Source organism: Oceanitalea stevensii, assembly GCF_014837105.1.
Classification (GTDB): domain Bacteria; phylum Actinomycetota; class Actinomycetes; order Actinomycetales; family Actinomycetaceae; genus Oceanitalea; species Oceanitalea stevensii.
This window is the reverse complement of sequence record NZ_JACSPO010000001.1, coordinates 543,184-567,901: the sequence shown is the minus strand read 5'-3', so window position 1 is coordinate 567,901 and position 24,718 is coordinate 543,184. Positions and strand designations below refer to the sequence as shown.

18 protein-coding genes are annotated in these 24,718 nt (G+C 73.0%); 9 read left to right on the top strand and 9 right to left on the bottom strand.

The genetic code is table 11. The annotated features are described in order from the left end of the window. Positions 1–48 precede the first annotated feature (48 nt). A complete protein-coding gene (locus H9624_RS02625) occupies positions 49–684 on the bottom strand; it encodes a hypothetical protein (RefSeq protein WP_251838351.1) in 636 nt (211 codons plus the stop codon). Positions 685–753: 69 nt separating this feature from the next. On the opposite strand from H9624_RS02625, the gene glgX reads away from it, so the two are divergent. The 4 genes from glgX (at position 754) to H9624_RS02605 (ending at position 7,741) form a co-directional block, all read left to right on the top strand. After that, the gene (gene glgX, locus H9624_RS02620) at positions 754–2,874 is read left to right on the top strand and encodes a glycogen debranching protein GlgX (protein ID WP_251838350.1); all 2,121 of its coding nucleotides are present in this window, start codon (positions 754–756) and stop codon (positions 2,872–2,874) included. Next, on the top strand, positions 2,871–5,390 hold the full coding sequence (treY, locus tag H9624_RS02615; protein ID WP_251838349.1) for a malto-oligosyltrehalose synthase: 2,520 nt from the start codon (positions 2,871–2,873) through the stop codon (positions 5,388–5,390). The genes glgX and treY overlap by 4 nt, the downstream gene beginning before the upstream one ends. Further along, on the top strand, positions 5,383–7,152 hold the full coding sequence (gene treZ / locus H9624_RS02610) for a malto-oligosyltrehalose trehalohydrolase (RefSeq protein ID WP_251838348.1): 1,770 nt from the start codon (positions 5,383–5,385) through the stop codon (positions 7,150–7,152). Before treY ends, treZ begins: the two co-directional genes overlap by 8 nt. Before the next feature lie 103 nt (positions 7,153–7,255). Then, positions 7,256–7,741, top strand: coding sequence for a hypothetical protein (locus tag H9624_RS02605; RefSeq protein WP_251838347.1), 486 nt, complete (start codon positions 7,256–7,258; stop codon positions 7,739–7,741). A 100-nt stretch (positions 7,742–7,841) separates the two neighbouring features. On the opposite strand, the gene H9624_RS02600 is transcribed toward H9624_RS02605, so the two are convergent. The 4 genes from H9624_RS02600 to H9624_RS02585 all read right to left on the bottom strand — a co-directional run bounded on the left by H9624_RS02600 (position 7,842) and on the right by H9624_RS02585 (position 11,787). After that, positions 7,842–8,870, bottom strand: coding sequence for a lipid II:glycine glycyltransferase FemX (locus H9624_RS02600; RefSeq protein WP_251838346.1), 1,029 nt, complete (start codon positions 8,868–8,870; stop codon positions 7,842–7,844). Then, on the bottom strand, positions 8,867–9,928 hold the full coding sequence (locus H9624_RS02595; protein ID WP_251838345.1) for a lipid II:glycine glycyltransferase FemX: 1,062 nt from the start codon (positions 9,926–9,928) through the stop codon (positions 8,867–8,869). The genes H9624_RS02600 and H9624_RS02595 overlap by 4 nt, the downstream gene beginning before the upstream one ends. Before the next feature lie 72 nt (positions 9,929–10,000). After that, a complete protein-coding gene (locus H9624_RS02590; RefSeq protein WP_251838344.1) occupies positions 10,001–10,981 on the bottom strand; it encodes an LLM class flavin-dependent oxidoreductase in 981 nt (326 codons plus the stop codon). 56 nt (positions 10,982–11,037) lie between these two features. Next, a complete protein-coding gene (locus tag H9624_RS02585) occupies positions 11,038–11,787 on the bottom strand; it encodes a YaaA family protein (RefSeq protein WP_251838343.1) in 750 nt (249 codons plus the stop codon). 38 nt (positions 11,788–11,825) lie between these two features. Between H9624_RS02585 and H9624_RS02580 the strand changes: the two genes are divergently transcribed. Beyond that, positions 11,826–12,698: a putative RNA methyltransferase gene (locus H9624_RS02580; RefSeq protein ID WP_251838342.1), complete on the top strand. Its 873-nt coding sequence runs from the start codon at positions 11,826–11,828 to the stop codon at positions 12,696–12,698. Between the two features lie 67 nt (positions 12,699–12,765). Here H9624_RS02580 and H9624_RS02575 read toward each other — a convergent pair whose 3' ends face one another. Continuing rightward, positions 12,766–14,019, bottom strand: coding sequence for a carboxylate--amine ligase (locus H9624_RS02575; RefSeq protein WP_251838341.1), 1,254 nt, complete (start codon positions 14,017–14,019; stop codon positions 12,766–12,768). Positions 14,020–14,111: 92 nt separating this feature from the next. On the opposite strand from H9624_RS02575, the gene H9624_RS02570 reads away from it, so the two are divergent. The 3 genes from H9624_RS02570 (at position 14,112) to H9624_RS02560 (ending at position 18,140) form a co-directional block, all read left to right on the top strand. Then, entirely contained in the window at positions 14,112–14,687 is a 576-nt protein-coding gene (locus tag H9624_RS02570; RefSeq protein ID WP_251838340.1) for a DUF3000 domain-containing protein, read from the top strand. Between the two features lie 82 nt (positions 14,688–14,769). Continuing rightward, positions 14,770–15,999 carry an HRDC domain-containing protein gene (locus H9624_RS02565; RefSeq protein ID WP_251838339.1) on the top strand — a complete coding sequence of 410 codons (1,230 nt, stop codon included), beginning with the start codon at positions 14,770–14,772 and terminating at the stop codon, positions 15,997–15,999. A gap of 71 nt (positions 16,000–16,070) precedes the next feature. Further along, positions 16,071–18,140 (top strand): 3-hydroxyacyl-CoA dehydrogenase NAD-binding domain-containing protein, encoded by a 2,070-nt coding sequence (locus tag H9624_RS02560; RefSeq protein ID WP_251838338.1) that lies wholly within the window; start codon positions 16,071–16,073, stop codon positions 18,138–18,140. Positions 18,141–18,224: 84 nt separating this feature from the next. Here the strand turns inward: H9624_RS02560 and pflA are convergent, their stop codons facing one another. From pflA to dxs, 3 genes are all read right to left on the bottom strand, one after another. Then, positions 18,225–19,127 (bottom strand): pyruvate formate-lyase-activating protein, encoded by a 903-nt coding sequence (gene pflA / locus H9624_RS02555; protein WP_372435082.1) that lies wholly within the window; start codon positions 19,125–19,127, stop codon positions 18,225–18,227. Between the two features lie 72 nt (positions 19,128–19,199). Then, positions 19,200–21,461: a formate C-acetyltransferase gene (pflB, locus tag H9624_RS02550; protein WP_251838337.1), complete on the bottom strand. Its 2,262-nt coding sequence runs from the start codon at positions 21,459–21,461 to the stop codon at positions 19,200–19,202. A gap of 138 nt (positions 21,462–21,599) precedes the next feature. Next, positions 21,600–23,531, bottom strand: coding sequence for a 1-deoxy-D-xylulose-5-phosphate synthase (gene dxs, locus H9624_RS02545; RefSeq protein ID WP_251838336.1), 1,932 nt, complete (start codon positions 23,529–23,531; stop codon positions 21,600–21,602). A gap of 477 nt (positions 23,532–24,008) precedes the next feature. On the opposite strand from dxs, the gene H9624_RS02540 reads away from it, so the two are divergent. After that, complete coding sequence (locus tag H9624_RS02540) at positions 24,009–24,608, top strand: DinB family protein (protein WP_251838335.1); 600 nt, start codon at positions 24,009–24,011, stop codon at positions 24,606–24,608. Positions 24,609–24,718: the final 110 nt, after the last annotated feature.

The following is a 24,718-nucleotide window of genomic DNA, read 5'->3' as shown; positions in this document are numbered from 1 at the left end:
GCAGCAGGGCCCCTGACCATCGGTCAGGGGCCCTGCTCGTTCGCCGGCTCAGGCTGTGAGGTCGAGGACGTAGCGGTCCCCGCGGCGCTCGAAGCCCACCTGCTCGTAGTACGGCTCCACGGTGTCGGGCGCCGAGGCCACCGCCCGGTAGCCGCGCTCGGCCAGCACCCCGCTGCGCCGGAAGACGAAGCGGCCCGGCGAGAGGTCCCGGAAGCGCTCGGTGACGTAGTCCAGCTCGACCTGGGCCACGCCGTCGTCGTCGTGGACGACCACCCACCCGGCGACCTCGTCCCCGGACATGACGACGAACGCGGCCGCCTCCTCCGTGGGGGCACGGAACTCAGGGTGGAAACGGGCCACGTCCTCGCGGTGGCGCGCGACGAGCTGAGAGAGGAGCGGTCCGTGGGCCGGCACCTCGGCCACGGAGTAGGACGCCGGGTCCTCGCGGCCGCGCAGCAGCCGTGTGAGGTTGATCACCTGGACGACGGCGAGGACGACGTTGAGGGCGACGACCGGCCACACCCCGAGCACCCCGTTGTAGAGCACCTGGACGAGGCAGCCGACGAGGTTGTACACGCGCAGGCGCAGGATCCGCTGCTGCATCATCGACCACACGACGATGCCCGAACCGACCCACCCCACAACCTCCAGGGCCACCTGCCAACCGGGCGACAGATCGAGCATCGCGTCCTCCCTCGGACCACGTCCCAGCACCGCAGGCCGAATCGCTGCAGAGATGCGAACCTATCGCTCATGCAGCCTTGGCCTGGACGTCCTTACCCCCTGGGTGCCACCTTCGACGGCACCGGTACCAACTTCGCGCTCTACTCCTCCGTCGCGGAACGGGTCGAGCTGTGCCTCTTCGACGAGGCCGGCAACGAGGAGCGGATCGAGCTCACCGAGGTCGACGGCCACGTGTGGCACGGGTACCTGCGCGCCGCCCAGCCCGGGCAGCGCTACGGGTACCGCGTGCACGGTCCGTACGACCCCGAGAACGGGCACCGCTGCGACCCGTCCAAGCTCCTCCTCGACCCGTACGCCAAGGCGATCGACGGGCAGATCACCACCGACCCCTCGCTGTACTCCTACCAGTTCGAGGACCCCGCCCAGCGCAACGAGGACGACTCGGCGGCGCACACGATGATGTCCGTCGTCATCAACCCCTTCTTCGACTGGGAGTTCGACCGCCCGCCGGGCCACGAGTACCACGACTCGGTCATCTACGAGGCGCACGTCAAGGGACTCACCGAGCTCCACCCCGATGTCCCCGAGGAGATGCGCGGGACCTACGCCGGCGTCGCCCACCCGGCCGTCATCGAGCACCTCAGCGCCCTGGGCGTCACGGCCCTCGAGCTCATGCCCGTGCACCAGTTCGTCAACGACCCGCACCTTCAGGAGAAGGGGCTGAGCAACTACTGGGGCTACAACACCATCGGCTTCTTCGCCCCGCACAACGCCTACAGCTCCCTCGGTGGGGCCGGGCAGCAGGTGCAGGAGTTCAAGATGATGGTCAAGGCCCTGCACGAGGCCAACATCGAGGTCATCCTCGACGTCGTCTACAACCACACGGCCGAGGGCAACCACCTGGGCCCGACGCTGTCCTTCAAGGGCATCGACAACGCCTCGTACTACCGGCTCGTCGAGGGTGACGAGGCGCACTACTTCGACACGACCGGCACGGGCAACTCCCTGCTCATGCGCTCCCCGCACACGCTCCAGATGATCATGGACTCGCTGCGGTACTGGATCACCGAGATGCACGTCGACGGCTTCCGCTTCGACCTCGCCTCGACCCTGGCCCGGGAGCTGCACGCCGTCGACCGGCTCTCGTCCTTCTTCGACATCATCCAGCAGGACCCGGTCATCTCCCAGGTCAAGCTCATCGCCGAGCCGTGGGACCTCGGCGAGGGCGGCTACCAGGTCGGCGGGTTCCCCCCGCTGTGGACCGAGTGGAACGGGCGCTATCGCGACACCGTGCGTGACTACTGGCGCGGGGAGCCCGCGACCCTCGCGGAGTTCGCCAGCCGGATCACCGGCTCGGCCGACCTCTACGAGCACTCCGGCCGCCGTCCGATGGCCTCGATCAACTTCGTCACCGCCCACGACGGCTTCACGATGCGCGACCTCGTCTCCTACAACGAGAAGCACAACGAGGCCAACGGCGAGGACAACAACGACGGCGAGGAGCACAACCGCTCGTGGAACAGCGGCGCGGAGGGTGAGACCGACGACGCCGAGGTCCGCGCGCTGCGGCTGCGCCGGCACCGCAACTTCCTCGCCACGCTCCTCTTCTCCCAGGGCGTGCCGATGATCGCGCACGGTGACGAGCTCGGCCGCACGCAGCAGGGCAACAACAACGTCTACTGCCAGGACAACGAGCTGGCGTGGGTGGACTGGGCCCTCAGCGAAGAGCAGGAGCACCTGCTCGACTTCGCCCAGCGGATGGTCGAGTTCCGCAAGTCCCACCCGGTGCTGCGCCGTCGCCGGTTCTTCGCCGGCGACCCCGGCCACGGCGGCCAGTCCGACGTCGGGGAGATCGCGTGGCTCAAGCCCACGGCTGATCCGATGGAGGACGAGGACTGGGACCAGTCCCACGCCCGCTCGATCTCCATCTTCTACAACGGTGACGCCATCCCCGAGCCCGACGGCCGGGGTGAGCGGGTGACGGACGACAACCTGCTCGTCATGCTCAACGCGGCCGCCGAGCCCGTCACCTTCACCATCCCCGACCAGGGCTTCGGGACGGTGTGGCGCATGGCGATCAACACCGACCCCACGCACACGGAGAACGGGGACTACCACCCCGGGGACACCCTCGAGGTCCTGCCCCACAACACCGTCATCCTCGTGTGCCCCCGCGAGGAGGAGGCGTGAGCACGCTGCCCACCGCCGCCTCCCGCCACCTGCCCTCGCCGGGCCACCGCCTGCCGGTGAGCACCTACCGGCTCCAGCTCGGGCCGGACCTCAGCTTCGCCGACGCCGAGCGGCTCGTGCCCTACCTGGCCGGGCTCGGCGTCACCGACCTGTACCTCTCCCCGGTCCTCGAGGCGGCTCCCGGCTCGACGCACGGCTACGACGTCGTCGACCACACCCGCATCTCGGCCGTCATGGGCGGCCGGGAGGGCCTGGAGCGGCTGTGCACGACGGCGCACGAGGCCGGGCTGGGAGTCGTCGTCGACGTCGTGCCCAACCACATGGCCGTCCCGACGCCCACCTGGCACAACCGCGCCCTGTGGTCGGTCCTCAAGGACGGGCCGGACTCCCCGTACGCCGGGTGGTTCGACGTCGACCTCGGCTCCGAGCGTCCCGGCATCCTCATGCCGGTGCTCGGCGAGCGGGTCGGTGCCGCGCTCGCCGGCGGTGAGCTGCGGGTCGAGCAGATGGTCGTGCCCTCCGAGCCCGAGCTCGGCGAGCAGCCCGTGCTGCGCTACTACGAGCACACCTTCCCGGTCCGGCCCAGCACCGAGCACCTGCCGCTGGCCGAGCTGCTCGAGCGGCAGTTCTACCGGCTCTCCTACTGGCGGGTGGCCGACGAGGAGCTCAACTACCGCCGCTTCTTCGACGTCGACACCCTCGCCGCCCTGCGCGTCGAGGACCCCGAGGTCTTCGACGCCAGCCACGCCCTGCTCCTCGACCTCATGCGCTCGGGCCACGTCGACGCCCTGCGCATCGACCACCCCGACGGCCTGGCCGACCCGCGCGGCTACTTCGAGCGGCTCGACGAGGCCACCGGCGGCGCGTGGGTGGTGGCGGAGAAGATCCTCGAGGGCGAGGAGACCCTCGCCCCGGACTGGCCCGCGGCCGGCACCACCGGCTACGACGCCGCCTGGCGGATCAACTCCGTCCTCACCGACCCGGCGGGCTCCGGCGCGCTGGGCACCGCGATGACCGAGATCGCCGGCGACTCACGCGGCGAGCTGGCGGAGATGATCACCGACGCCAAGCGCCAGATCATCAGCACCTCCCTGTACGCCGAGGTCCACCGCCTCGCGACCATCCTGCGCGAGCTGTGCGACGAGGACGTGCGCCTGCGCGACCACACCTACCGGTCCCTCGAGGACTGCGTCGTCGAGCTCCTCGTCGCCTTCGACCGCTACCGCGCCTACGTCGTCCCCGGCGAGCCGGCACCGCAGATGAGCGAGCGGGTCGTGCGCGAGGCCGCCGAGGAGGCCCGCGCCCGGCTGGACGAGGACCGTCACGAGACGCTGGACGTCGTCGTCGACCTGGTCCTGGGCCGCGAGGTCGGCAGCGCCGGCCGCACCCAGGACGCCCGCCGCGCCGAGCTCATCGTCCGCTTCCAGCAGACCTGCGGCGCCGTCATGGCCAAGGGCGTGGAGGACACCGCCTACTACCGGTGGACCCACCTCGTGAGCCTGTGCGAGGTCGGTGGGTCGCCCCGCCGCTTCGGGATCAGCGTCGACGAGCTGCACGCGTGGGTCGCCCAGACCATCACGGCGCACCCGGCGACGATGACGGCCGGCAGCACCCACGACACCAAGCGTGGGGAGGACGTCCGCGCCCGCATCGGGGTCCTGTCGGAGTACGCCGAGGAGTGGCTGGCGCTGGTGCGCCGCCTGCGCGAGGCGACGGCCGACATCCGGCCCGCGGACCTCGACGGCCGCGCCGAGAACCTCCTGTGGCAGGTCCTCGTCGGGACGTGGACCGACTCCGACCCGATGACTGCCGACCGCCTGCGCGGCTACCTCGTCAAGGCGGTGCGCGAGCAGAAGTCCTGGACGACGTGGACCGACCCCGACACCGCCCGCGAGGACGCCCTCCTCGGCTACGCGGCCGCGCTGCTCGAGCACCCGGCCGTCGTCGAGGCCCTCACCGAGTGGGAGCGGACGACGGCGGACGCCGTGCGCGCCGCGGTGCTCGGCAGCAAGCTGCTCCAGCTCACCGTGCTCGGCGTCGCCGACGTCTACCAGGGCACCGAGGTGACCCGCACGTCACTGGTGGACCCGGACAACCGCCGCCCGGTCGACTTCACCGAGCTGGCGCGGCAGCTGGACCGCCTCGACGACGGCGCCACGCCGGGCACGCTGGACGAGGTCAAGCTCGCTCTCACCGCCCGGGCCCTGCGCCTGCGCCGCCGGGAGGCCGCGGCCTTCGTCGGCGCGTCCTCGCAGTACCTGCCGCTGCCGACGTCCACCGGTCACGCGATCGCCTTCGCCCGCGGGGACGACTCCGGCCCGCGTGCGGTCACGGTCGTCACCCGGCTCGCGCGCGGTCTCGACGCCCTCGGCGGCTTCGGTGAGCACAGCGTCGTCCTGCCCGAGGGCCGGTGGCGCGACGTCCTCACCGGGCGCGAGGTGCCCGGTGGCTCGTGCCGCCTCGCCGACCTCCTCGACCCTCACCCCGTCGCACTGCTGGAGAGAGCCGATGACTGAGCCGCTCACCGTCTGGGCGCCCGCCGCCCGCACCGTCGAGATCAGCCTCCCGTCCGGTCCGGACGACGACGGCGCCGAGCGCCGCCCGCTCGAGGCGCGCGAGGACGGCTGGTGGGCCACCCCAGAGCCGCTCGCCCACGGCACGGACTACCTGCTCCACCTCGACGGTGGCCCCGGCCTGCCCGACCCGCGCAGCGCGTGGCAGCCGCACGGGGTCCACGGCCCCTCCCGGGTGTTCGACCCGGCCACGCACGAGTGGCAGGCCGAGCACTGGAAGGGCCGATCGAGCCTCGGCGCGGTGGTCTACGAGCTCCACGTCGGCACCTTCACCCCCGAGGGCACGCTCGACGCCGCGATCGAGCGGCTCGACCACCTCGCCGAGCTCGGCGTCGACATGGTCGAGCTCATGCCCGTCGCCGCCTTCCCCGGGCAGCACGGCTGGGGCTACGACGGCGTCGCGCTGTACGCGGTCCACCACCCCTACGGCGGGCCGGAGGCGCTGCAGCGCTTCGTCGACGCCGCCCACTCCCGCGGCCTGGCCGTGTGCCTCGACGTCGTCTACAACCACCTCGGCCCGTCCGGGAACTACCTCGGGCCCTTCGGGCCGTACTTCACCGACCGGCACGAGACGCCGTGGGGCTCGGCCGTCAACCTCGACGGCCCCGACGCCGGCCCGGTGCGGCAGTACGTCGTCGAGAACGCGCTGCGCTGGCTGCGCGACTTCCGCCTCGACGCCCTGCGGCTCGACGCCGTCCACGCGCTCATCGACGACTCCCCCCAGCACGTCCTCGCGGAGCTGTCCGACGCCGTCGCCGAGCTCGAGCAGGAGGTGGGCCGGCCGCTGTCCCTCATCGCCGAGTCCGACCTCAACGACGCCCGCATGGTCACCCCCACCGCCGAGGGCGGGCTGGGGATGACGGCGCAGTGGGACGACGACGTGCACCACGCCCTGCACGCCCGCCTCACCGGCGAGCAGCACGGCTACTACGTGAGCTTCGGGACCACCGAGACCCTGCGGACCGCGCTCGCCGAGACCTTCGTCCACGCCGGCACGTACTCCGAGTTCCGCGGCAAGGTCTGGGGCGCGCCCGTCCCGGCAGAGGTCGACACCCGCCGCTTCGTCGTCTTCAGCCAGAACCACGACCAGGTGGGCAACCGCGCCATCGGCGACCGCCCCAGCCGCGCGCTCACCGACGGCCAGCTCGCCGTCTCGGCCGCGCTCACGATCCTCGGCCCCTACACCCCCATGCTCTTCATGGGTGAGGAGTGGGGCGCGACCACCCCCTTCCAGTACTTCACCGACCACGCCGAGCCCGAGCTCGCCGAGGCCATCCGCAAGGGCCGGCGCGAGGAGTTCGCCTCCCACGGCTGGGAGGAGGTCTACGGCGGCGACGTCGAGGTGCCCGACCCCCAGTCCCCGGCCACCGTCGAGGCGAGCCGCCTCGACTGGTCCGAGCCCGGCCAGGAGCGGCACGCCCGGCTCCTCGCCTTCTACCGCGGCCTCATCGCGCTGCGGCACGCGGAGACGGACATCGCCAGCGGCGTGCGCGTCGACACCGGCGTGACGACCTGCGACGACGGCGCCTGGATCGGCATGTACCGCGGCTCGATCGCCATCATCGCCAACCTCGAGGAGGAGCCGCGCGAGGTCCGCGTGCGCGGCCACGTCCGCGAGGTCGTCCTCTCCTGGACGGGCGAGGCCACCACGGACGGCGAGACGCTGACCCTCCCGGGCCACGACGTCGTCGTCCTCCGCGTCTGAGGCGCCATCCGCCTGGGACGCACATAGGGTCGGCTGGGAGCACCTCCGTCACGCCCCGGCGCGACCGGAGGTGCGTCCCAGCCGAGACCACCTGGAGGAACACGTGACGCAGACCGTCGTCATCCTGACCGAGGACACCCTCCTCGACACCGACGTCGCGCAGATCGTCGAGACCTACGCCGGCCGCGACGTGCGCTTCGAGGTGCTCGTCCCCGCGGACACCGACCACAACGTCCTTCAGGAGGTCGTCAACGACCTCGGCCTGCTCGACCTGCGCCGGCTGTGGCACGACATCAGCACCCGCGACCCCGACGACCGTGCGGCACGGACCGAGGCGGCCGAGGCGCTGCGCCTGTCCCTCGCGCTGCTCGAGGCCGCTGGGGCGACGGCGGACGGCGTCGTCGTCGCCGACGACCCGCTGCCCGCCCTCAGCCAGGCGGTGGCGAACCACGGGGCCGTCGAGGTCGTCGTCGTGACGACCCCCAAGCTCCTCGACGACACCCTCCGCCGGGACTGGGCGAGCCGCGCGCGCGAGGCCCTAGGAGTGCCGGTCCTCCACCTCTACACCGGATCCAGCATCGTCGGCTGACCCCTCCCCCACCCGCATATGCGGGATACCTGCAGCCGAGTCGCCCGAACGGCCGTACTTTTCCCGCATATGTGCGAGGGGGTGGGGCGGGGTGGGGCAGTTAGGCGCGGGCGCGGTGCTTCAGCTCGCTGAGCTTTGCAGTCGCGCGGCGCTTGGTCTCCAGCGCCTTGACCAGCGCCGCGTAGGCGCGCGGGTGGAGGGGCATGTCCCAGGCCGGGGAAACCTCGCTGATCTCCTTCTCGAACTTCGTCTTGAACTGCGTGAGCCCGGACAGCCCCGGGAAGCGCTCGGAGCCGGCGCCGGCGAGGTCGTAGGAGCGCACGCCCTCGGCGAGCAGCGTGCGGATGACCTCCCAGTGGAGGAGGTCGGCGGCGTAGGCCCCGCGCGCCTCGGAGTTCGACGCGCCCACCGAGTAGAGCGCGGCACCGTCGTTGACGAGGACCAGCGCCCAGGCGAGGGCACGCCCTTCGCGGCGCGTGACGAACACGCGGGCGTGCTCGGGGCCGAGGGTGGAGAGCATGTCGAGGTAGCGCCGCGCGGGGTGGGGCCCGAAGCCCTCGCGCTCGCCCGTCTCGACGAAGACGTCGTAGAGCTCGGCGAAGGCGGCCTCGTCCAGGCCGGTCTCCTCGCCCACGGTGAGGGACTCGTCCTTGAGCGCCTTGCGGATGGCGCGGCGGCCCTGCTGCTTCATCGCGGCGAAGACCTCGTCCTCGCTGCGCTCGAGGTCGACGACAACCGTGCGGTCGTAGGTGATGCCCTGCATGACCGGGCGCAGGTCCGGTGCCTCGTGGCGCGCGTGGAGGCGGACGAACACCAGCCGCGGGTCGAGACGGCGCAGCCGCTCCCCCAGCTCGCGGCGCAGCGCTGCCTCCCGCTCCGGGGTCGGCTCCACGAGCCACACCGGCCCGTTCTTCGCCCACAGGTACCGGAAGCCGCCCGGACCACGGACCTCGGCGAGGGTGACGACGGCGGCCGTGGCGCCGTCGTCGTCGAAGGCGAGCCGGCCCCAGTGGGAGCGGCCGGGGACGACGGCGTCGAAGTCGGCCCACACGGGCGCCTGCTCGACGGGCAGCGGGGTGCCCGCGGCCAGGGCGGTGTAGGTGGTGTCGTCGACGGGGCGCAGGGTCACGCAGTCTCCTCCTCGCGGCTGATGACGCGGCGTGCGGCGGGCACCGCGCGACGGGCGGTCGCGACGGCACCACGCTTGGCGGCCAGGGCCTTGGTCAGCGCGGTGTAGGTCCAGGGGCGGACGGGGACGTCCCAGGCCGGGGCGACCTCCGTGGGCTCGGGGTTGAACTTCGTCTTCATCGTCGTCAGCGCCTCGAGCGAGGGGGCGAGCTCGGAGCCGATGCCCATGAAGTCGAAGCTGTGGGCCCCCTCGTCGCGCAGCGTGCGGATGATGTGCCAGTACAGCTGCGTGGGCGCGTCGTGGACGCGGCCGGCGGCGGTGCTCGCGGCGTAGTAGGCGGTGGCGAGGCCGTCGTGGACGGTGACGATGACCCAGGCCTGGAGCTCGCCGTCGTGCCGCCCGACGAACAGGCGCGCGTGCTGCGGGCCGAGGGCGTCGAGCATGGTCGTGTAGACGCTCATCGGGTGGACGCCGAAGCCGTCGCGCTCGGCGGTCTCGCGCAGCACCTCGTAGAAGGGCGTGAAGTCCGCGGCGCCGGTTTCCTCGGTGCACTCGACGGGCTGCTCGCGCAGGCCCTTGCGCAGGTCGCGGCGGCCGCGCTTCTTCATGCCGGCGAGCAGCTCGTCGTCGGTGCGCCCGTCGAGCTCGACGACGACGGTGCGGTCGTAGGTGACCGACTGGAGCAGGGGGTGGAGGTCCTCGGCGGGGTGGGCGGCGTGGAGGCGCACGAAGACGAGCCGCGGGTCGACGGCGCGCACGCCGGTGACCAGCCGCTCGCGCAGGGCGCGCTCGAGCTCCGGCGTCGGCTCGGTGAGCCAGACCGGCCCGTGCTTGGCCCACAGGTAGTGGAAGCCGCGCCCGAGGTACTCCGAGAGGGCGACGACCGCGGCCGGCTCCTCGTCGACGAGGAAGGCGAAGCGCTTCCACGGCCGCCGTCCGGGAACGGCGCGGTCGTAGGCGTCCCAGGCGAGGGACTGCTCCACCGGGAGGTCGACGTCCGCCGTCATCGCGGCGAACTCGCCGTCGTCCAGCGGCACGAGCCTGATGCTGTGCTCCACCTCATCCCCTTTCGCGTCGCCCCCCACCCTAGGTGCGGGAGGGGGCGACGCACGGCAGGCGGGCCGTTCCGCTCAGGTGAGGTAGGCCTCGGCGAGCAGCTCGGCGGAGCGCAGCCGCTCCTCCACCGTGGGGCCCTGGTGGGCGACGATGATCTCGTCGGCGCCGGTCTGCTCGGCGAACTCGGTCACCTTGTCGCGCACGACGTCGGGGGTGCCGACGGCGCTGTAGGTCATCATCTGCGTGAGGTGGCGGCCCTGGGGCGAGGCGAGGAGCGCGTCGGCCTGCTCGTCGGTGTACTCGGTGCCCGGGCGCAGGAGCAGCGCGACGCGGCCGCGCATGACCTCCTGCTGCTGGCGCTCGGCGTCGGCCTGCTGGTCCGCGGCGACGACGTTGTAGGCGGCGATGACGTGCGGCTTGTCGAGCTGTGCGGAGGGCTCGAACTCACGCCGGTACAGCGCGATGGCCTCGTGCAGCGCGGCGGGCGCGAAGTGCGAGGCGAAGGCGTAGGGCAGGCCGAGCGTGGCGGCGAGCCCGGCGCCGAAGAGCGAGGAGCCGAGGATGTAGAGCGGGACGTCGGTGCCCTTGCCGGGGTAGGCGTCCACGCCCGGGATGCGCGACTGGCCCTGGAGGTAGCCCTGGAGCTCGAGGACGTCCTCGGGGAAGGTGTCGGCGGAGCTGTTGTCCCGGCGCAGGGCGCGCATCGTGTTCTGGTCGGTGCCCGGCGCGCGGCCCAGGCCGAGGTCGATGCGGCCCGGGTGGAGCGTCTCGAGGGTGCCGTACTGCTCGGCGATCGTCAGCGGCGAGTGGTTGGGGAGCATGACGCCGCCCGAGCCGAGGCGGATCGTCCTCGTGTGTGCGGCGACGTGCGCGATGAGCACGGACGTGGCCGAGGACGCGATGGCGGCCATGTTGTGGTGCTCGGCGTACCAGACCCGCGTGTAGCCCGTCTCCTCGGCCTTCTGCGCCAGGGCGACGGTCCCGGCGAGGGACTCGGCGACGGTCTGGCTACGGCCCACGGTGGCGAGGTCGAGGATGGATAGCGGGAGAGGCATCGGGCACCTTTCGTCGAGGGGGTGGTCTACCGGGGTCCAACCGGGACCGCCCGCTTCTATTCCGCGGTGACGTCCAGCACCCACGCCTTCCCCGGGCGCGCGGGCCCGGTGAGGCCGACGACGGTGAAGTCCCCCGCCAGCTCCTCGGCCAGCTGCTCGGGGGTGCGCGGCGTCGCGCCGGTGCGGCACAGGTGGCCGGCGACGAGCCCGCGGGTGTGCTTGGCCATGTGGCTCGCGCCCGGCACGCGGACCTGGACCCACCTCTCGGCCGCGGCGCCGCGCGGGGACCCGGCGGCCGCGTAGGTGGAGGACCGGCAGTCGACGACGACGCCGTCACCGGCCGCCGTCGTCAGCGTCGCGTCGAGGTGCTCGCGCCAGAAGCGGGCGAGCGGGCCGGTGCCGGGCAGCGTGACGTTCATCGCGAGGCGGTAGGGGGCGACGCGGTCGCCGAGGCGCAGGACGCCGTGGAGCGCGGAGACGACGACGAGCCACCGGCCGGCCCGGCGCCGGGCGGCGGTGTCCATCCCGGCGAGGTCGAGGGCGTCGTAGAGGACGCCGGTGTACAGCTCGCGCACCGGCAGCGCGGGTGCGGTGTCGAGGCGGAGGTTGCCGGCGACCTCCTCGGCCAGGCTTGCGCCGACACCGAGCACCTCGAGGGCGTCCGGGCGGGCGCTGACGGCGGCGAGCTCGGCCGCGACCGTGCGGCGCGGGCCGACGAGCTCGCGGAAGCTCAGCTCGGCCGGGTCGGCCGGCTTGCCCCTGCTGCGGGTGGACTTGGACTCCGAGGGCGGCAGGAGGATGAGCACCGGACAACTCTAGGCGACCCCATAGGCTGGCGGCCGTCATGGAGAACCCGCGCATCGACCTCGTCCTGCCGCACCTGCGCTGCCCGGTGTGCGCGGGCCCGCTCACGCGGACGGACCGGAGCGCGCGCTGCGCCGAGGGCCACGGCTTCGACCTCGCCCGGCAGGGCTACCTCACCCTCCTGGCGGGCGGGAGCCGCGCCGGCCAGGGCGACACCGCGGACATGGTCGCCGCCCGCGAGGCCTTCCTCGGCCGCGGGCACTACGCGCCGATCGCCGGCTCCCTCGCCCGGGCGGTGGGCACCGTCCCGGCAGTCGACGACGACGGCGTCCCGCCCCTCGTCGTCGACCTCGCGGGCGGCACCGGCTACTACCTCGCCGCGGTGCTCGACGCGCTCCCTCGCGCCGTCGGGCTCGACGTCGAGCTCTCCCCCTACGCCGCCCGCCGCGCCGCCCGCGCCCACCCGCGCCTCGCGGCGGTGCGCGCCGACGTCTGGCAGCGCCTGCCGCTCGCCACCGGCTCGGCCGCGGCGGTGCTCAGCGTCTTCGGGCCCCGCAACGCCCCGGAGATCGCCCGGGTGCTCGCGCCGGAGGGGCGGCTCGTCGTCGTCGCCCCGGCGCAGGACCACCTGACGGAGATCATCGGGCCGCTCGGGATGATCGGCGTCGCGCCGGACAAGGCGGACCGGCTCGCCCGGCAGCTCGCGGACTTCGCCGTCGTCGAGGAGCGGGCGGTGCGGTACCGCGCGGCGATGACCCGCGAGGACGTCACCCTCGAGGCGCTCATGGGCCCCAGCGCCCACCACGTCGACCGGGACACGCTCGCCGCTGCCGTCGCGGCCCTCCCCGACGCCGTCGACGTCACCGTGTCCGTGACGGTGACGACCTACCGCCCCCTCCCCGCCGAGAGCTGAGTTGTTCCTCCCCGACGAGTAACAACTCAGCTGTCGGCGAAGGAGAGAGGGACGCGGGCGGGCGAACTCACAGGCCGGTGGGCGTGGGCTCCGGGTAGTGCTCCTTGAAGTCGCGCACGAGGTTGACCGTGGAGGCGGCGCGGTAGAAGCCGCGGCGCGGGTCCCGGTCGAGCGGGTAGGCGAGCGGGTGGGTGAAGCGGCGCGTGCGGTGGACACGCCCCACGCGACGCCGCAGCTCGGGCTCGGTGAGGTAGCGGCGCACGAGCCGCCACGGCAGGTAGGAGTAGACCCCGAGCTCCTGCTCGGGCCGGTACAGCGGCCCGGACGCGGGAGCCGTGCCGAGCTCGGCCGCGAAGTCCGCGACGACGGCGCGGGCCGGGTTCCGTCCCGCGACGTTGAGGTAGTAGTTCGGTCGCCCGATGCGCGGGTTGAGGTCGAGGAAGTGCGCGCGGCCGTCGCGCGGGTCAACCTTGACGTCGAAGTTCGCGAAGCCGGTGAACCCGAGCTCACCGAGGATCGCCGCGGCCTGCGCCTCGATCTGCGGCTGCGCCTCGGTGAGGATCGTCGCCGAGTTCCCGATCATCGTCGGCGCGTGCAGCTGGAGGAGCAGCTGCCCCGACGCCATGAGCGTCACCTCACCGGAGCGGTCGACGTAGCAGGTGACGGTGCGGCCCTGGGTGTCGTCACCGGGGATGAGCTCCTGGACGAGGACGACGTCGCGCAGCCCCGCCGTGGCGAGGCGGCGCAGCACGGCGTCGGCCTCCGCCTGGGTGGCCGCGCTGTAGACCTTGCGCTTGCCCTCGTAGGACAGGAGGAGGTGCTCGGCGCTGACGGCCGGCTTGAGCACGACGGGGAAGGTGAGGTCGAGCCGCGGCGGCGCCCACCCGCCGTCGTCGGCCGACGAGAGGTCGACGGCGCGGGTGGCCGGCGTCGCGATCCCGAGCCGCTCGCAGGCAGCGGCCAGCACCTCCTTGTCCCCCGCGGCCGTGAGCACCTCGTTGGCGGCGTAGGGGATGACGTAGTGCTCCTCGAGGACCGCGCGGTGGCGCACGAGCATCTCGACCTCGTGCTCGGCGTTGACGAGGAGCAGGAGCGGGGTGCCGGCGTGCCGGCGCGCGACGTCGACGAGGGCCGCGACGGTCTGGTCCTCGCTCGCACCCGCCCCGACGAGGACGTTGTCGAGGATGCGGGAGTGGTCGACCGGCCCGCGGCTCTGGTTGGACACGACGATCGAGCGGACGCCGTACGCCTCGTGGAACGAGCGGGCGATCGAGTACACGCCAAGGTCGGTGCCGAGCAGGACGGGACGGAAGTCGGCCACGGGCGCTCCTCCGGGGTTGGGCGGCGGGGGGCCCGGTGAGTCTACCGGCGCGCCACGGCCGCGTTCGGGGCGTGCCGCCCTAGCCTGGGGGCGTGAACAGCGACGGTGCGCAGGTTCCGCCCGCATTCGAGGAGGCGCTCCTCAGTCTGCGCGGGCTCCGCCAGCGGCCCGAGGTGCGCCTGGAGGAGGTCCCCGCCCCCACGCGGATCGCCCCCTACGCCCTGGCGCTCACCGCCGAGGTCAACCCGACGGCGGAGCCCGAGACGCTCCTCGGCAGCGGTCGCTTCGTCGTGCTCCACGACCCCGAGGGGCAGAGCGCCTGGAACGGGACCTTCCGGGTCATCGTCATGGCGCGCGCGCGGCTGGAGGACGAGCTCGGTGCCGACCCGCTCCTCGGTGAGGTCGGCTGGGCGTGGCTCACCGACGCCCTCGCGTCCGCCGGCGCCGGCTACCACTCCCTGTCCGGCACGGTCACCCGCGTGCTGTCGGAGAGCTTCGGCGGGCTCGTCCTGCGCGACCAGGACGTCGAGATCGAGGTGCGCGCGTCGTGGTCGCCCAACACGACCGACCTCGGTCCCCACCTCATGGCCTGGACCCAGCTCACCTCCTCCGCCTCCGGCCTCGAGCCGCTGCCCGACGGCGTCACCGCCCTGACGCCGCGCCGCTGAGACGAGCGGTGTTCGTCACGGTCTCGGCCCGCACCGCGTGCCTGTGGGGCCGTGGGGCCGCGCCGGGCTTACCGTGACCTCCATGACCGAGCCCGTCGACGTCGAGACGCCCCAGCTGGTCCCCGTCACCGAGCCGCGCGAGGGCACCCCGCCCGTCATCACCACGCGCGAGGGCCTCGCCCGCGCCGCCGCGGCCCTGGCCGCGGGCACCGGCCCGGTCGCCGCCGACGCCGAGCGCGCCTCGGGCTACCGCTACGGCCAGCGCACCTACCTCGTCCAGCTCCGGCGCGAGGGTGCCGGCACCCTCCTCATCGACCCCATCGCGGTCGGCGAGCTCAGCGAGGTCGGGGAGGCGCTCGACGGCACCGAGTGGGTCCTGCACGCCGCCAACCAGGACCTGCCGGGATTCCACGACCTCCGGATGTACCCCACCGCCCTCTTCGACACCGAGCTCGCCGCGCGGCTGCTCGGGCGCAGCAAGGTCGGCCTCGGCGCGATCATCGCCGAGGAGCTCGGCTACTCCCTGGCCAAGGAGCACTCCGCGGCCGACTGGTCCACCCGCCCGCTGCCGGAGGACTGGCTGCGGTACGCCGCCCTGGACGTGGAGTTCCTCGTCGAGCTGCGCGACCGGCTGGCCGCGGCGCTCGAGGAGGCCGGCAAGCTCGAGTGGGCGCGCCAGGAGTTCGAGGCCGTGCGCGTGGCACCGGACCCGTCCCCGCGCGTGGACCCGTGGCGCCGCACCTCGGGCATGCACGCCGTCCGCGGTGGCCTCGGCATCGCCGTCGTCCGTGAGCTGTGGGAGGCGCGTGACGAGCTGGCCCGCAAGCGCGACCGCTCCCCCGGCCGCGTGCTGCCCGACCGCGCCATCGTCGCCGCCGCGCTCGCCCTGCCCCGCAGCGAGGGGGCGCTCGCCGCGCTCCCGGAGTTCTCCGGCAAGGGCACGCGGCGCTCCAGCGGGTACTGGTGGTCCGCCGTCGAGCGGGCGCTCGCGCTGCCGGCCTCGGAGCACCCGCCGCGCCGGCTGGCGTCGGCGACCGGCACCCCGCCCCCGCCGCGCGCGTGGGCGGAGAAGGACCCGGCCGCGGCCGGGCGCCTCGACGCCGTCCGGGCCGCCGTCCGCGCCCTCGCCGAGGAGCACGACGTCCCGCAGGAGAACCTCCTGTCCCCCGCCGTCCAGCGCCAGGTCGCCTGGACGCCGCCGGACGTCGTCGACGAGACGTCGGTGCGCGCCATGCTCGAGGAGCAGGGTGCCCGTCCGTGGCAGGTCGGGCTCACGGCGGCGCCGCTGACCGAGGCGCTGCGCAGCTCCTGACCCCCGGAGGGAGACGCCGGGCGAGGTACCCGGTACTGTCGGTCGTCGGTACCCATCACAAGGGAGTGACGATGACACCCACCACGACGATCAGCGTCGAGAACGTCCCGCTGGCCACCGGCACGGTCGCCCTGGTCACCATGGCCGGGACCGACGGCCGGCCCGCCACGCTCGGCCCGCGGAGCATCGCGGCCCTCGAGGAGGCGCTCACCGCCTGCGCCACCCGCGTGCACGACGGCGAGATCACCGCCGTCGCCCTCACCGGCACGCCGGGCTGCTTCGCGGCGGGCGCGGACCTGCGTGCCGTCGGCTCGATGGCGCGCGTCGAGGACGCCCGTGCGGTGGCCGAGGCCGGGCACCGCATCGTCACCCTGCTGCGCGACCTCCCGAGCTTCGCGCTCCTCAGCGGCCTCGCCCTGGGCGGCGGTCTCGAGCTCGCCCTCGCCTGCCGCTACCGCGTGGCGGCGGCCGACGCCGCGCCGCTGGGCCTGCCCGAGACGTCCCTCGGGCTCGTGCCCGGCTGGGGCGGGTGCTACCTCCTGCCCCGGCTCGTCGGCCCCGAGGCGGCGCTCCAGGTCATCGTCGACAACCCGGCGCGCCAGCGGACGCTCGACGCTCAGCGGGCCCTCGACCTCGGTCTCGTCGACAGCGTCCAGCGCGGCGGGGAGGACTTCCGCGACGGGGCGCTGGCGTGGGTCACCGAGGTGCTCTCCGGTGCCATCGACCCGGTCCGCAGCGACCACACCTCCGACGCCGCGGCCTGGGAGCAGGCGGTCAGCGCCCGCCAGCAGCTCGTGGCCCGCCGCGCCGAGGGCGGGGCGCCCGCGCCGCAGCGCGCGCTGGAGCTCGTGGCCGCCGCCCGCACCGCCTCGCGCGCAGAGGGCTTCGCCGCCGAGGACCTCGCGCTCACCGAGCTCATCATGTCCGACCAGCTGCGCGCCGGCCTCTACGCCTTCGGCCTCACGCGCAGCCGCGCCCGCCGGCCCGCCGGCGCGCCGCCCGAGGAGCTCGCGCGCCCGGTGCGCCGGGTGGGCCTGCTCGGGGCCGGGCTCATGGCGAGCCAGCTCGCCGTCCTCCTCGCCCGGACGCTGCGGGTCCCCGTCGTCATGCGGGACCTCGACGACGACCGGGCCGCCGCAGGCCTGCGCCACGTCCACGAGCAGGTGGCCCGGCTCGAGCGCTCTGGCCGCCTCGACGAGGCACGCGCCGAGGAGCTGCGCGCCCGCGTGACGGCCACCGCGGACCTCTCCGAGCTCGCCGGATGCGACCTCGTCGTCGAGGCCGTCTTCGAGGAGCTCGCCGTCAAGCAGCGGGTGTTCGCCGAGGTGGAGCCCGTCGTCGGGCCGGACTGCGTCCTCGCGACCAACACCTCCGCCCTGTCCGTCACCGAGATGGCGGCGGGGCTCGCGCACCCCGAGCGGGTCGTGGGGCTGCACTTCTTCAACCCGGTGGCGCAGATGCCGCTCGTCGAGGTCATCCGCACCCCGCACACCTCCGAGGCGGCCTACGCGACCGCCTTCGCCGTCGCCGCCGGGGCCCGCAAGAGCGCGATCGCCTGCCAGGACGCGCCGGGCTTCGTCGTCAACCGGGTGCTCGTGCGGATGCTCGGCGATGTGCTCGGCACCCTGGAGGAGGGCACCGAGGTGTCCGTGGCCGACCGTGCACTGCGCCCGATGGGCCTGCCGATGGGGCCCTTCCAGCTCCTCCAGCTCGTGGGGCCGGCGGTGGCGATGCACGTGCTCGACGAGCTGCGCCGCACCCTCGGGGACCGCTACCCGCACTCGCCGGGGCTCGAGCGGATGGTCGCCGACGGTGAGCGCTTCACGGTGGACGAGCGGCCGAGCGCCGCCTCGGCCGTGCGCGAGGACCTCGACCGGTTCTTCGGCTCACGGCCGCTGCCCGAGCCGCTGGACGCCGACGGCGTCCTCGAGCGCGTGCGCCGCGCCCTCGCCCAGGAGGTGCGTCTCCTCCTCGACGACGGCGTCGTGGCCGACGCCCGCGACGTCGACCTCGCCATGGTGCTCGGTGCCGGCTGGCCCCTCCACAACGGCGGCATCACCCCCTACCTCGACAGGACAGGAACCTCCGAGGCCGTGACCGGCCGCCGCTTCCTGGAGCCGGGGGTCGCCACCCTCCCCTAGCCCCTGATCCGCATATGCGGGAGAGATACGGCTCTGCCCGCCGGACGGCTGCGCCTTTCCCGCATATGCGAGGGAAGGGGGCGTTCAGTACGTCGTGAGCCCCCGGGAGCGGAACTGGGCCCGGACCCTGTCCACCAGCTCCGGCGACGGCGGCTCGGTGTCGCCCAGCTGGTAGGTGGCGCCGAGGCGTTCCCACTTGTCGCGGCCCATCTGGTGGAAGGGCAGCACCTCCACGCGCGTCACGGTGGACAGGCTCGCGACGTAGTCGGCGACGGCCTCGACGTTGTCGTAGCCGTCGGTGAGGCCCGGCACGAGGACGAAGCGCACCCAGATGTCCTTGCCGTGCGCGACGAGCCTGCGCCCGAAGTCGAGCGTCGGCTGGAGCTCACGTCCCGTCGTCGCCCGGTAGACGTCGGGGAGGCCGGACTTGACGTCGAGGAGGACGAGGTCGAGGGCGTCCAGCAGCCGGGTGCTCGCGTGGGACCCGAGGAAGCCCGAGGTGTCGATCGTCGTGTGCACGCCCATCTCCTTGGCGCCCTCGAGGAGCCGGGTGAGGAAGGCCGGCTGCATGAGCGGCTCGCCGCCGGACACGGTGAGCCCGCCGCCGGTGGCCTTGAAGACGGGCACGTAGCGCCTGACCCGGCGCAGCAGCTCCTCGACACGGACCGCCTCACCGTCACGCATGCGCAGCGTGTCGGGGTTGTGGCAGTAGAGGCACCGCAGGGGGCAGCCGGCGAGGAAGACGGTGAGCCGGGTGCCGGGGCCGTCCACCGCCGTGACGAGCTCCCAGGAGTGGACCGAGCCGATGTCGCCCGCGCGGACGGCGGCGAGGTGCTCGGTGCGGTCCATCTCCTCCACCGACGCGAGGCCGGCGGTGCCCGCCGAGCGCCGCAGCCGGGGCACGGCGTCCTCCGGGACGGCCACGTACTCGCCGTTGATGCCGTCGGGGGCGACGACGCCGCTGACGAGGGTGTGCTCCTGGCTCATCGGTCTCCTCCCCTGACGACGACGGTGTGGTGGCCTCCCGGCCCGCTCGGGTGGCGGGCCGGGAGCGGGACGTCAGACCTGTCCGTGGAAGGTCCGCGAGATGACGTCGAGCTGCTGCTCACGGGTGAGCCGCACGAAGTTCACCGCGTAGCCGGAGACCCGGATGGTGAGCTGCGGGTACTTCTCCGGGTGCTCCATGGCCTCGTAGAGGGTGTCGCGGTTGAGGACGTTGACGTTCATGTGGAAGCCCTGGGAGCCCATGTAGGCGTCGAGGAGGCCGACGAGGTTGCCCACCTGCTCGTCCTTGGTGCGCCCCAGGCCGGCGGGGACCACGGTGTTGGTCAGCGAGATGCCGTCCTGCGCCTCGGAGTAGGGCAGCTTGGCCACCGACAGCGCCGAGGCGAGCATGCCGTGGGTGTCGCGCCCGTTCATCGGGTTGGCGCCGGGGGCGAAGGACTTCCCCGCGCGGCGGCCGTCCGGGGTGTTGCCGGTGTGCTTGCCGTAGACGACGTTCGAGGTGATCGTCAGCACCGACTGGGTGTGCACGGCGTCCCGGTAGGTGGGCTGGCGGCGGATCTTCTCCATGAACCGCTCGACGAGCATGACGGCGATGTCGTCGACGCGGTCGTCGTCGTTGCCGAAGGTCGGGAAGTCGCCCTCGACCTCGTAGTCCACGACGAGGCCGTCCTCGCGGCGCACCGGCCGCACGGTCGCGTACCGGATCGCGGAGAGCGAGTCGGCGGCGACGGACAGGCCGGCGATGCCGCAGGCCATCGTCCGCAGGACGTCGCGGTCGTGCAGCGCCATCTCCAGGCGCTCGTAGGCGTACTTGTCGTGCATGTAGTGGATGCAGTTGAGCGCGTCGACGTAGGTGGCGGCGAGCCAGTCGAGCAGGGCGTCGTAGCGGCCCAGCACGTCGTCGTAGTCCAGGACGTCGCCGCTCACCGGCTCGCTGACGGGAGCGACCTGCTTGCCGGTGATCTCGTCCCGGCCGCCGTTGATCGCGTAGAGCAGCGCCTTGGCGATGTTGACGCGGGCCCCGAAGAACTGCATCTGCTTGCCGATCCCCATCGCCGAGACGCAGCACGCGATGCCGGCGTCGTCACCGCACTGGGAGCGGATGAGCGAGTCGGACTCGTACTGGATCGCCGAGGTGTCGATCGAGACCTGCGCGCAGAAGCGCTTGAAACCCTCGGGCAGGTTCTCGCTCCACAGCACGGTGAGGTTGGGCTCGGGAGCCGGGCCCAGGTTGTACAGGGTCTGGAGCATCCGGAAGGAGTTCTTCGTGACGAGGTGGCGTCCGTCGTCGCCGACGCCGCCGATCGACTCGGTCACCCACGTCGGGTCACCGGAGAAGAGCTCGTCGTACTCGGGGGTGCGCAGGAAGCGCACGATGCGGAGCTTGATGACGAAGTCGTCGATGATCTCCTGAGCCTCGGACTCGGTGAGGACGCCGGCGGCGATGTCCCGCTCGAGGAAGATGTCGAGGAAGGTCGAGGTGCGGCCCAGCGACATGGCCGCGCCGTTCTGCTCCTTCACCGCGCCGAGGTAGGCGAAGTACAGCCACTGGACGGCCTCGCGGCCGGTGCGGGCGGGGCCGGAGATGTCGTAGCCGTACGAGGCGGCCATCTCCTTGAGCTCCTGGAGCGCGCGGATCTGCTCGCTGTTCTCCTCGCGGTCGCGGATGACGTCCTCGACCGAGCGCTGGGTGTCGAGGAGCGCGCGGTCGGCCTTCTTGGCCTCGATGAGGGCGTCGACGCCGTAGAGCGCCACGCGGCGGTAGTCGCCGATGATGCGGCCGCGCCCGTAGGCGTCGGGCAGGCCCGTGACGATGTGGGCGCTGCGGGCCCGGCGCACGTCGGGCGGGTAGACGTCGAAGACGCCCTGGTTGTGGGTCTTGCGGTAGGTCGTGAAGATCGTCTCGAGCGTGGGGTCGACCTCGTAGCCGTAGGTCTCCAGCGAGGTCGCGACCATCCGCCACCCGCCGTAGGGCATGATCGCGCGCTTGAGCGGGGCGTCGGTCTGCAGGCCGACGATGACCTCACGGTCCTCGTCGATGTAGCCGGGCGCGTGGGCGGTGATCGTCGACGGCGTCGTCGCGTCGACGTCGTACACGCCCTTCTCGCGCTCCTCGGGGAACATCGCCGACAGGGTGGACCACACGTGCGTCGTGCGCTCGGTGGGCCCGGCGAGGAACGAGCTGTCGCCGTCGTAGGCGGTGTAGTTGCGCTGGATGAAGTCGCGGACGTCGACGCTCTCCTGCCACGGGCCGGGTGCGAAGCCCTGCCAGGCGTCCGCGGACTGCGGCGCCGTGTGGATCGTGGTCGTAGCCATTGCTGTCTCCCTCTCCTCCCCGGCGGTTGCCGGTAGGACCACCGTACGAACCTGGCGGGGCGCGCCCGTGGGACCTAGGCCCGAGGACCCACGTAAGCCCCCTCACACGACGCTAACCCGCTGTGACGGGGCACACGCTCAGGCGCGGGTGTCGGGCTCCACGGTCCGGTCGAGTGCCTGCTCGGCACCGGCGGAGAGGGCGGCGACGGCGCCCGCGGCCTGGCGAGCGACGTCCTGGGCCTGGAGGTGGTACTGCTCGACGACCTGCGGCCGGGTGGCGTGGTCGAGGAACTCGTGCGGCAGGCCGTGGGTCTGCACGGGGACGGCGTGGCCCGCCTGTGCCACGGCGTCGCGCACGGCGCTGCCGACCCCGCCGGTGCCCAGACCGTCCTCGACGACGACGACGAGGTCGTGCTTGGCGGCCAGGTCGACGAGGTCCTCGCTCACCGGGAGCACCCACCGCGGGTCGACGACGGTCGAGCCGATGCCCTGCGCGCCCAGCGCTGCGGCGGCGGCGACAGCGGTGTGCGCCATGATCCCGACGCCGACGAGGAGCACCCGGGCCCCGCCGTCGCCGGCGGTGCGGGCGAGCACGTCGACGTCGCCCTCGCGGCCGATCGCGGGCATCGCCTCGGGCAGGGCGCCCTTGGGGTAGCGGACGACGGTCGGGGCGTCGTCGACGTCCACGGCCTCGCGCAGCTCGGCACGCATGGTCTCCTCGTCGCGGGGCGCGGCCAGGCGCAGGCGCGGGACGGTGCGCAGCAGCGCGAGGTCCCACATGCCGTTGTGGCTGGCGCCGTCGTCACCGGTGATGCCGGCGCGGTCCAGGACGATCGTGACACCCGCTCGGTGGAGCGCGACGTCCATGAGGAGCTGGTCGTAGGCGCGGTTGAGGAAGGTCGCGTAGAGGGCGACGACGGGGTGCAGCCCGGCGAAGGCCATCCCGGCCGCGGAGGTGAGCGCGTGCTGCTCGGCGATGCCGACGTCGATGACGCGCTCGGGGAACTCCTCGGCGAGCGGGGCGAGCCCCACGGGGGCGAGCATCGCGGCGGTGACGGCGACGACGTCGCTGCGCTTGCGGGCGATCTCGACGATCTCCTCGGCGAAGACGGAGGTCCAGCCGAAGCGCGAGGGGGCGACGGGCAGGCCGGTCTCGGGGTGGATGACGCCGACGGCGTGGAAGCGGTCGGCGACGTCCTCCATCGCCGGGGTGTAGCCGCGGCCCTTCTCGGTGATCGCGTGGACGATGACGGGGCTGCCGAAGGCCTTGGCGCGCCGCAGCGCGAACTCCATGGCGGCGAGGTCGTGGCCGTCGATCGGGCCGATGTACTTCATGCCCAGGTCCTCGAACATGCCCTGGGGGGCGATGACGTCCTTGACGCCCTTCTTGAAGCCGTGGAGGGCGTCGTAGGTCATCCGCCCGGGCGGGCCGCTGCGCTGCAGGGCGCGCTTGCCCCAGCCGAGGACCTTCTCGTAGCCGCGGGCGGTGCGCAGCGCGTCGAGGTGGTGGGCGAAGCCGCCGATGGTCGGGGCGTAGGAGCGGCCGTTGTCGTTGACGATGATGACGAGGCGGCGGTCCTGGGCCTCGGTGATGTTGTTGAGCGCCTCCCAGGCCATGCCGCCGGTGAGGGCGCCGTCACCGATGACGGCGACGACGTGGCGGTCCTTCTGGCCGGTGAGCTCGTGGGCGCGGGCGATGCCGTCGGCCCACGAGAGGGCGGTGGAGGCGTGGGAGTTCTCGACGATGTCGTGCTCGGACTCGGTGCGGCTGGGGTAGCCGGACAGGCCGCCGCGCTTGCGCAGGTCGGTGAAGTCCTGACGTCCGGTGAGGAGCTTGTGGACGTAGGACTGGTGGCCGGTGTCGAAGACGACGCGGTCGCGCGGAGACTCGAAGACCCGGTGGATCGCGAGCGTGAGCTCGACGACGCCGAGGTTGGGGCCCAGGTGACCACCGGTCTTGGAGACCGAGTCGACGAGGTAGTCCCGCAGCTCCTTGGCCAGGACCTCGAGCTCGGGGCCGGTCAGGGAGTGCAGGTCAGCGGGCCTGCGGATGCGTCCGAGCAGACTCATCGCTCCCCTTCCAGATCGGTGACAGCACGCTGGATCACCCTACGTCGCCGCGCCGTGCCGCGCCCACTCCCCCGCCGACACCGTCCGTGTCGTCCCCGACAACCCCCTCGCGCCGACAGCTCACTTGTTACCGACAACCCGGCCCCCCTTCTCGCCGACAGCTCACTTGTTACCGACAACCCGGCCCCCCCTTCTCGCAGACAGCTCACTTGTTACCGACAACCCGGTAACCCCCTGTCGCCGACAGCTCACTTGTCACGGACACCGGCCATCGCGCCGACAGCTCACTTGTGACGGACACCGGCGATCGCGCCGACAGCTCACTTGTGACCGACTGCGCACGTGTTCGCCCGCGAGTGCCGTCGCCACCACGGCGCGGTGCCTCCGTGCGGCGCCACGGCGCCCCTTCCCCCTTCCGACGCCCCGCCGTCGGGCACTACGGTGTGCTGAACGTCGCACACCCCAGGAGGCGCACCGATGCGAGGCGACTACGGCGCACCCGAGTTCGACTGGTCGATCCTTGAGGTCCCGACACCGAAGGCGATGGCGCTGGGCCAGCTCGGCTTCTCCTGGCTCGAGCTCGCCGGCCGGCTCGCCACCGTGACGCAGGAGGAGTTCACCCGGGAGCCCCGCCCCGGGGCGCTCAACGTCGTGCGCCGCGGGGAGGAACGCGCCCCGCGCACGATCGGGACCGGCGAGTGGGTGGCCGAGTGGCCGGCTGGCCCGGACGAGCCCGGCCCGCGGACGATCGCGTGGCTCGTCGCCCACCTCACCGAGACATACCTCGAGCGGTGGGAGTGGACCTTCGGTGAGCGGCAGCGGCGGCGCCAGGACGCCGTCGTCCACGGGGACGTCGACGACGCTCGTGAGGAGCTCGCCCGCTGGGTGGACGCCTGGCGCACGGGCGTCGAGTCGGTGCCGGACGACGAGTTCATGACCGTGGGGCTGAGTCAGGCGACGGAGATCGACGCCGCCGCGCCGTTCGGGCACCTCGTGCTGCACCTCAACCGTGAGCTCATCCACCACGGCTCGGAGATCTTCGTCCTCACCGACCTCTACCGCTCGCCCGCGACGTAGCGAGTAACAACTCAGCGCTCGGCGCTGGTGGGGCGCTCGGCGCTAAGGGAGCAACAGCTCAGCGCTCGGCGCTGGTGGGGCGCTCGGCGCTGAGGGAGCAACAGCTCAGC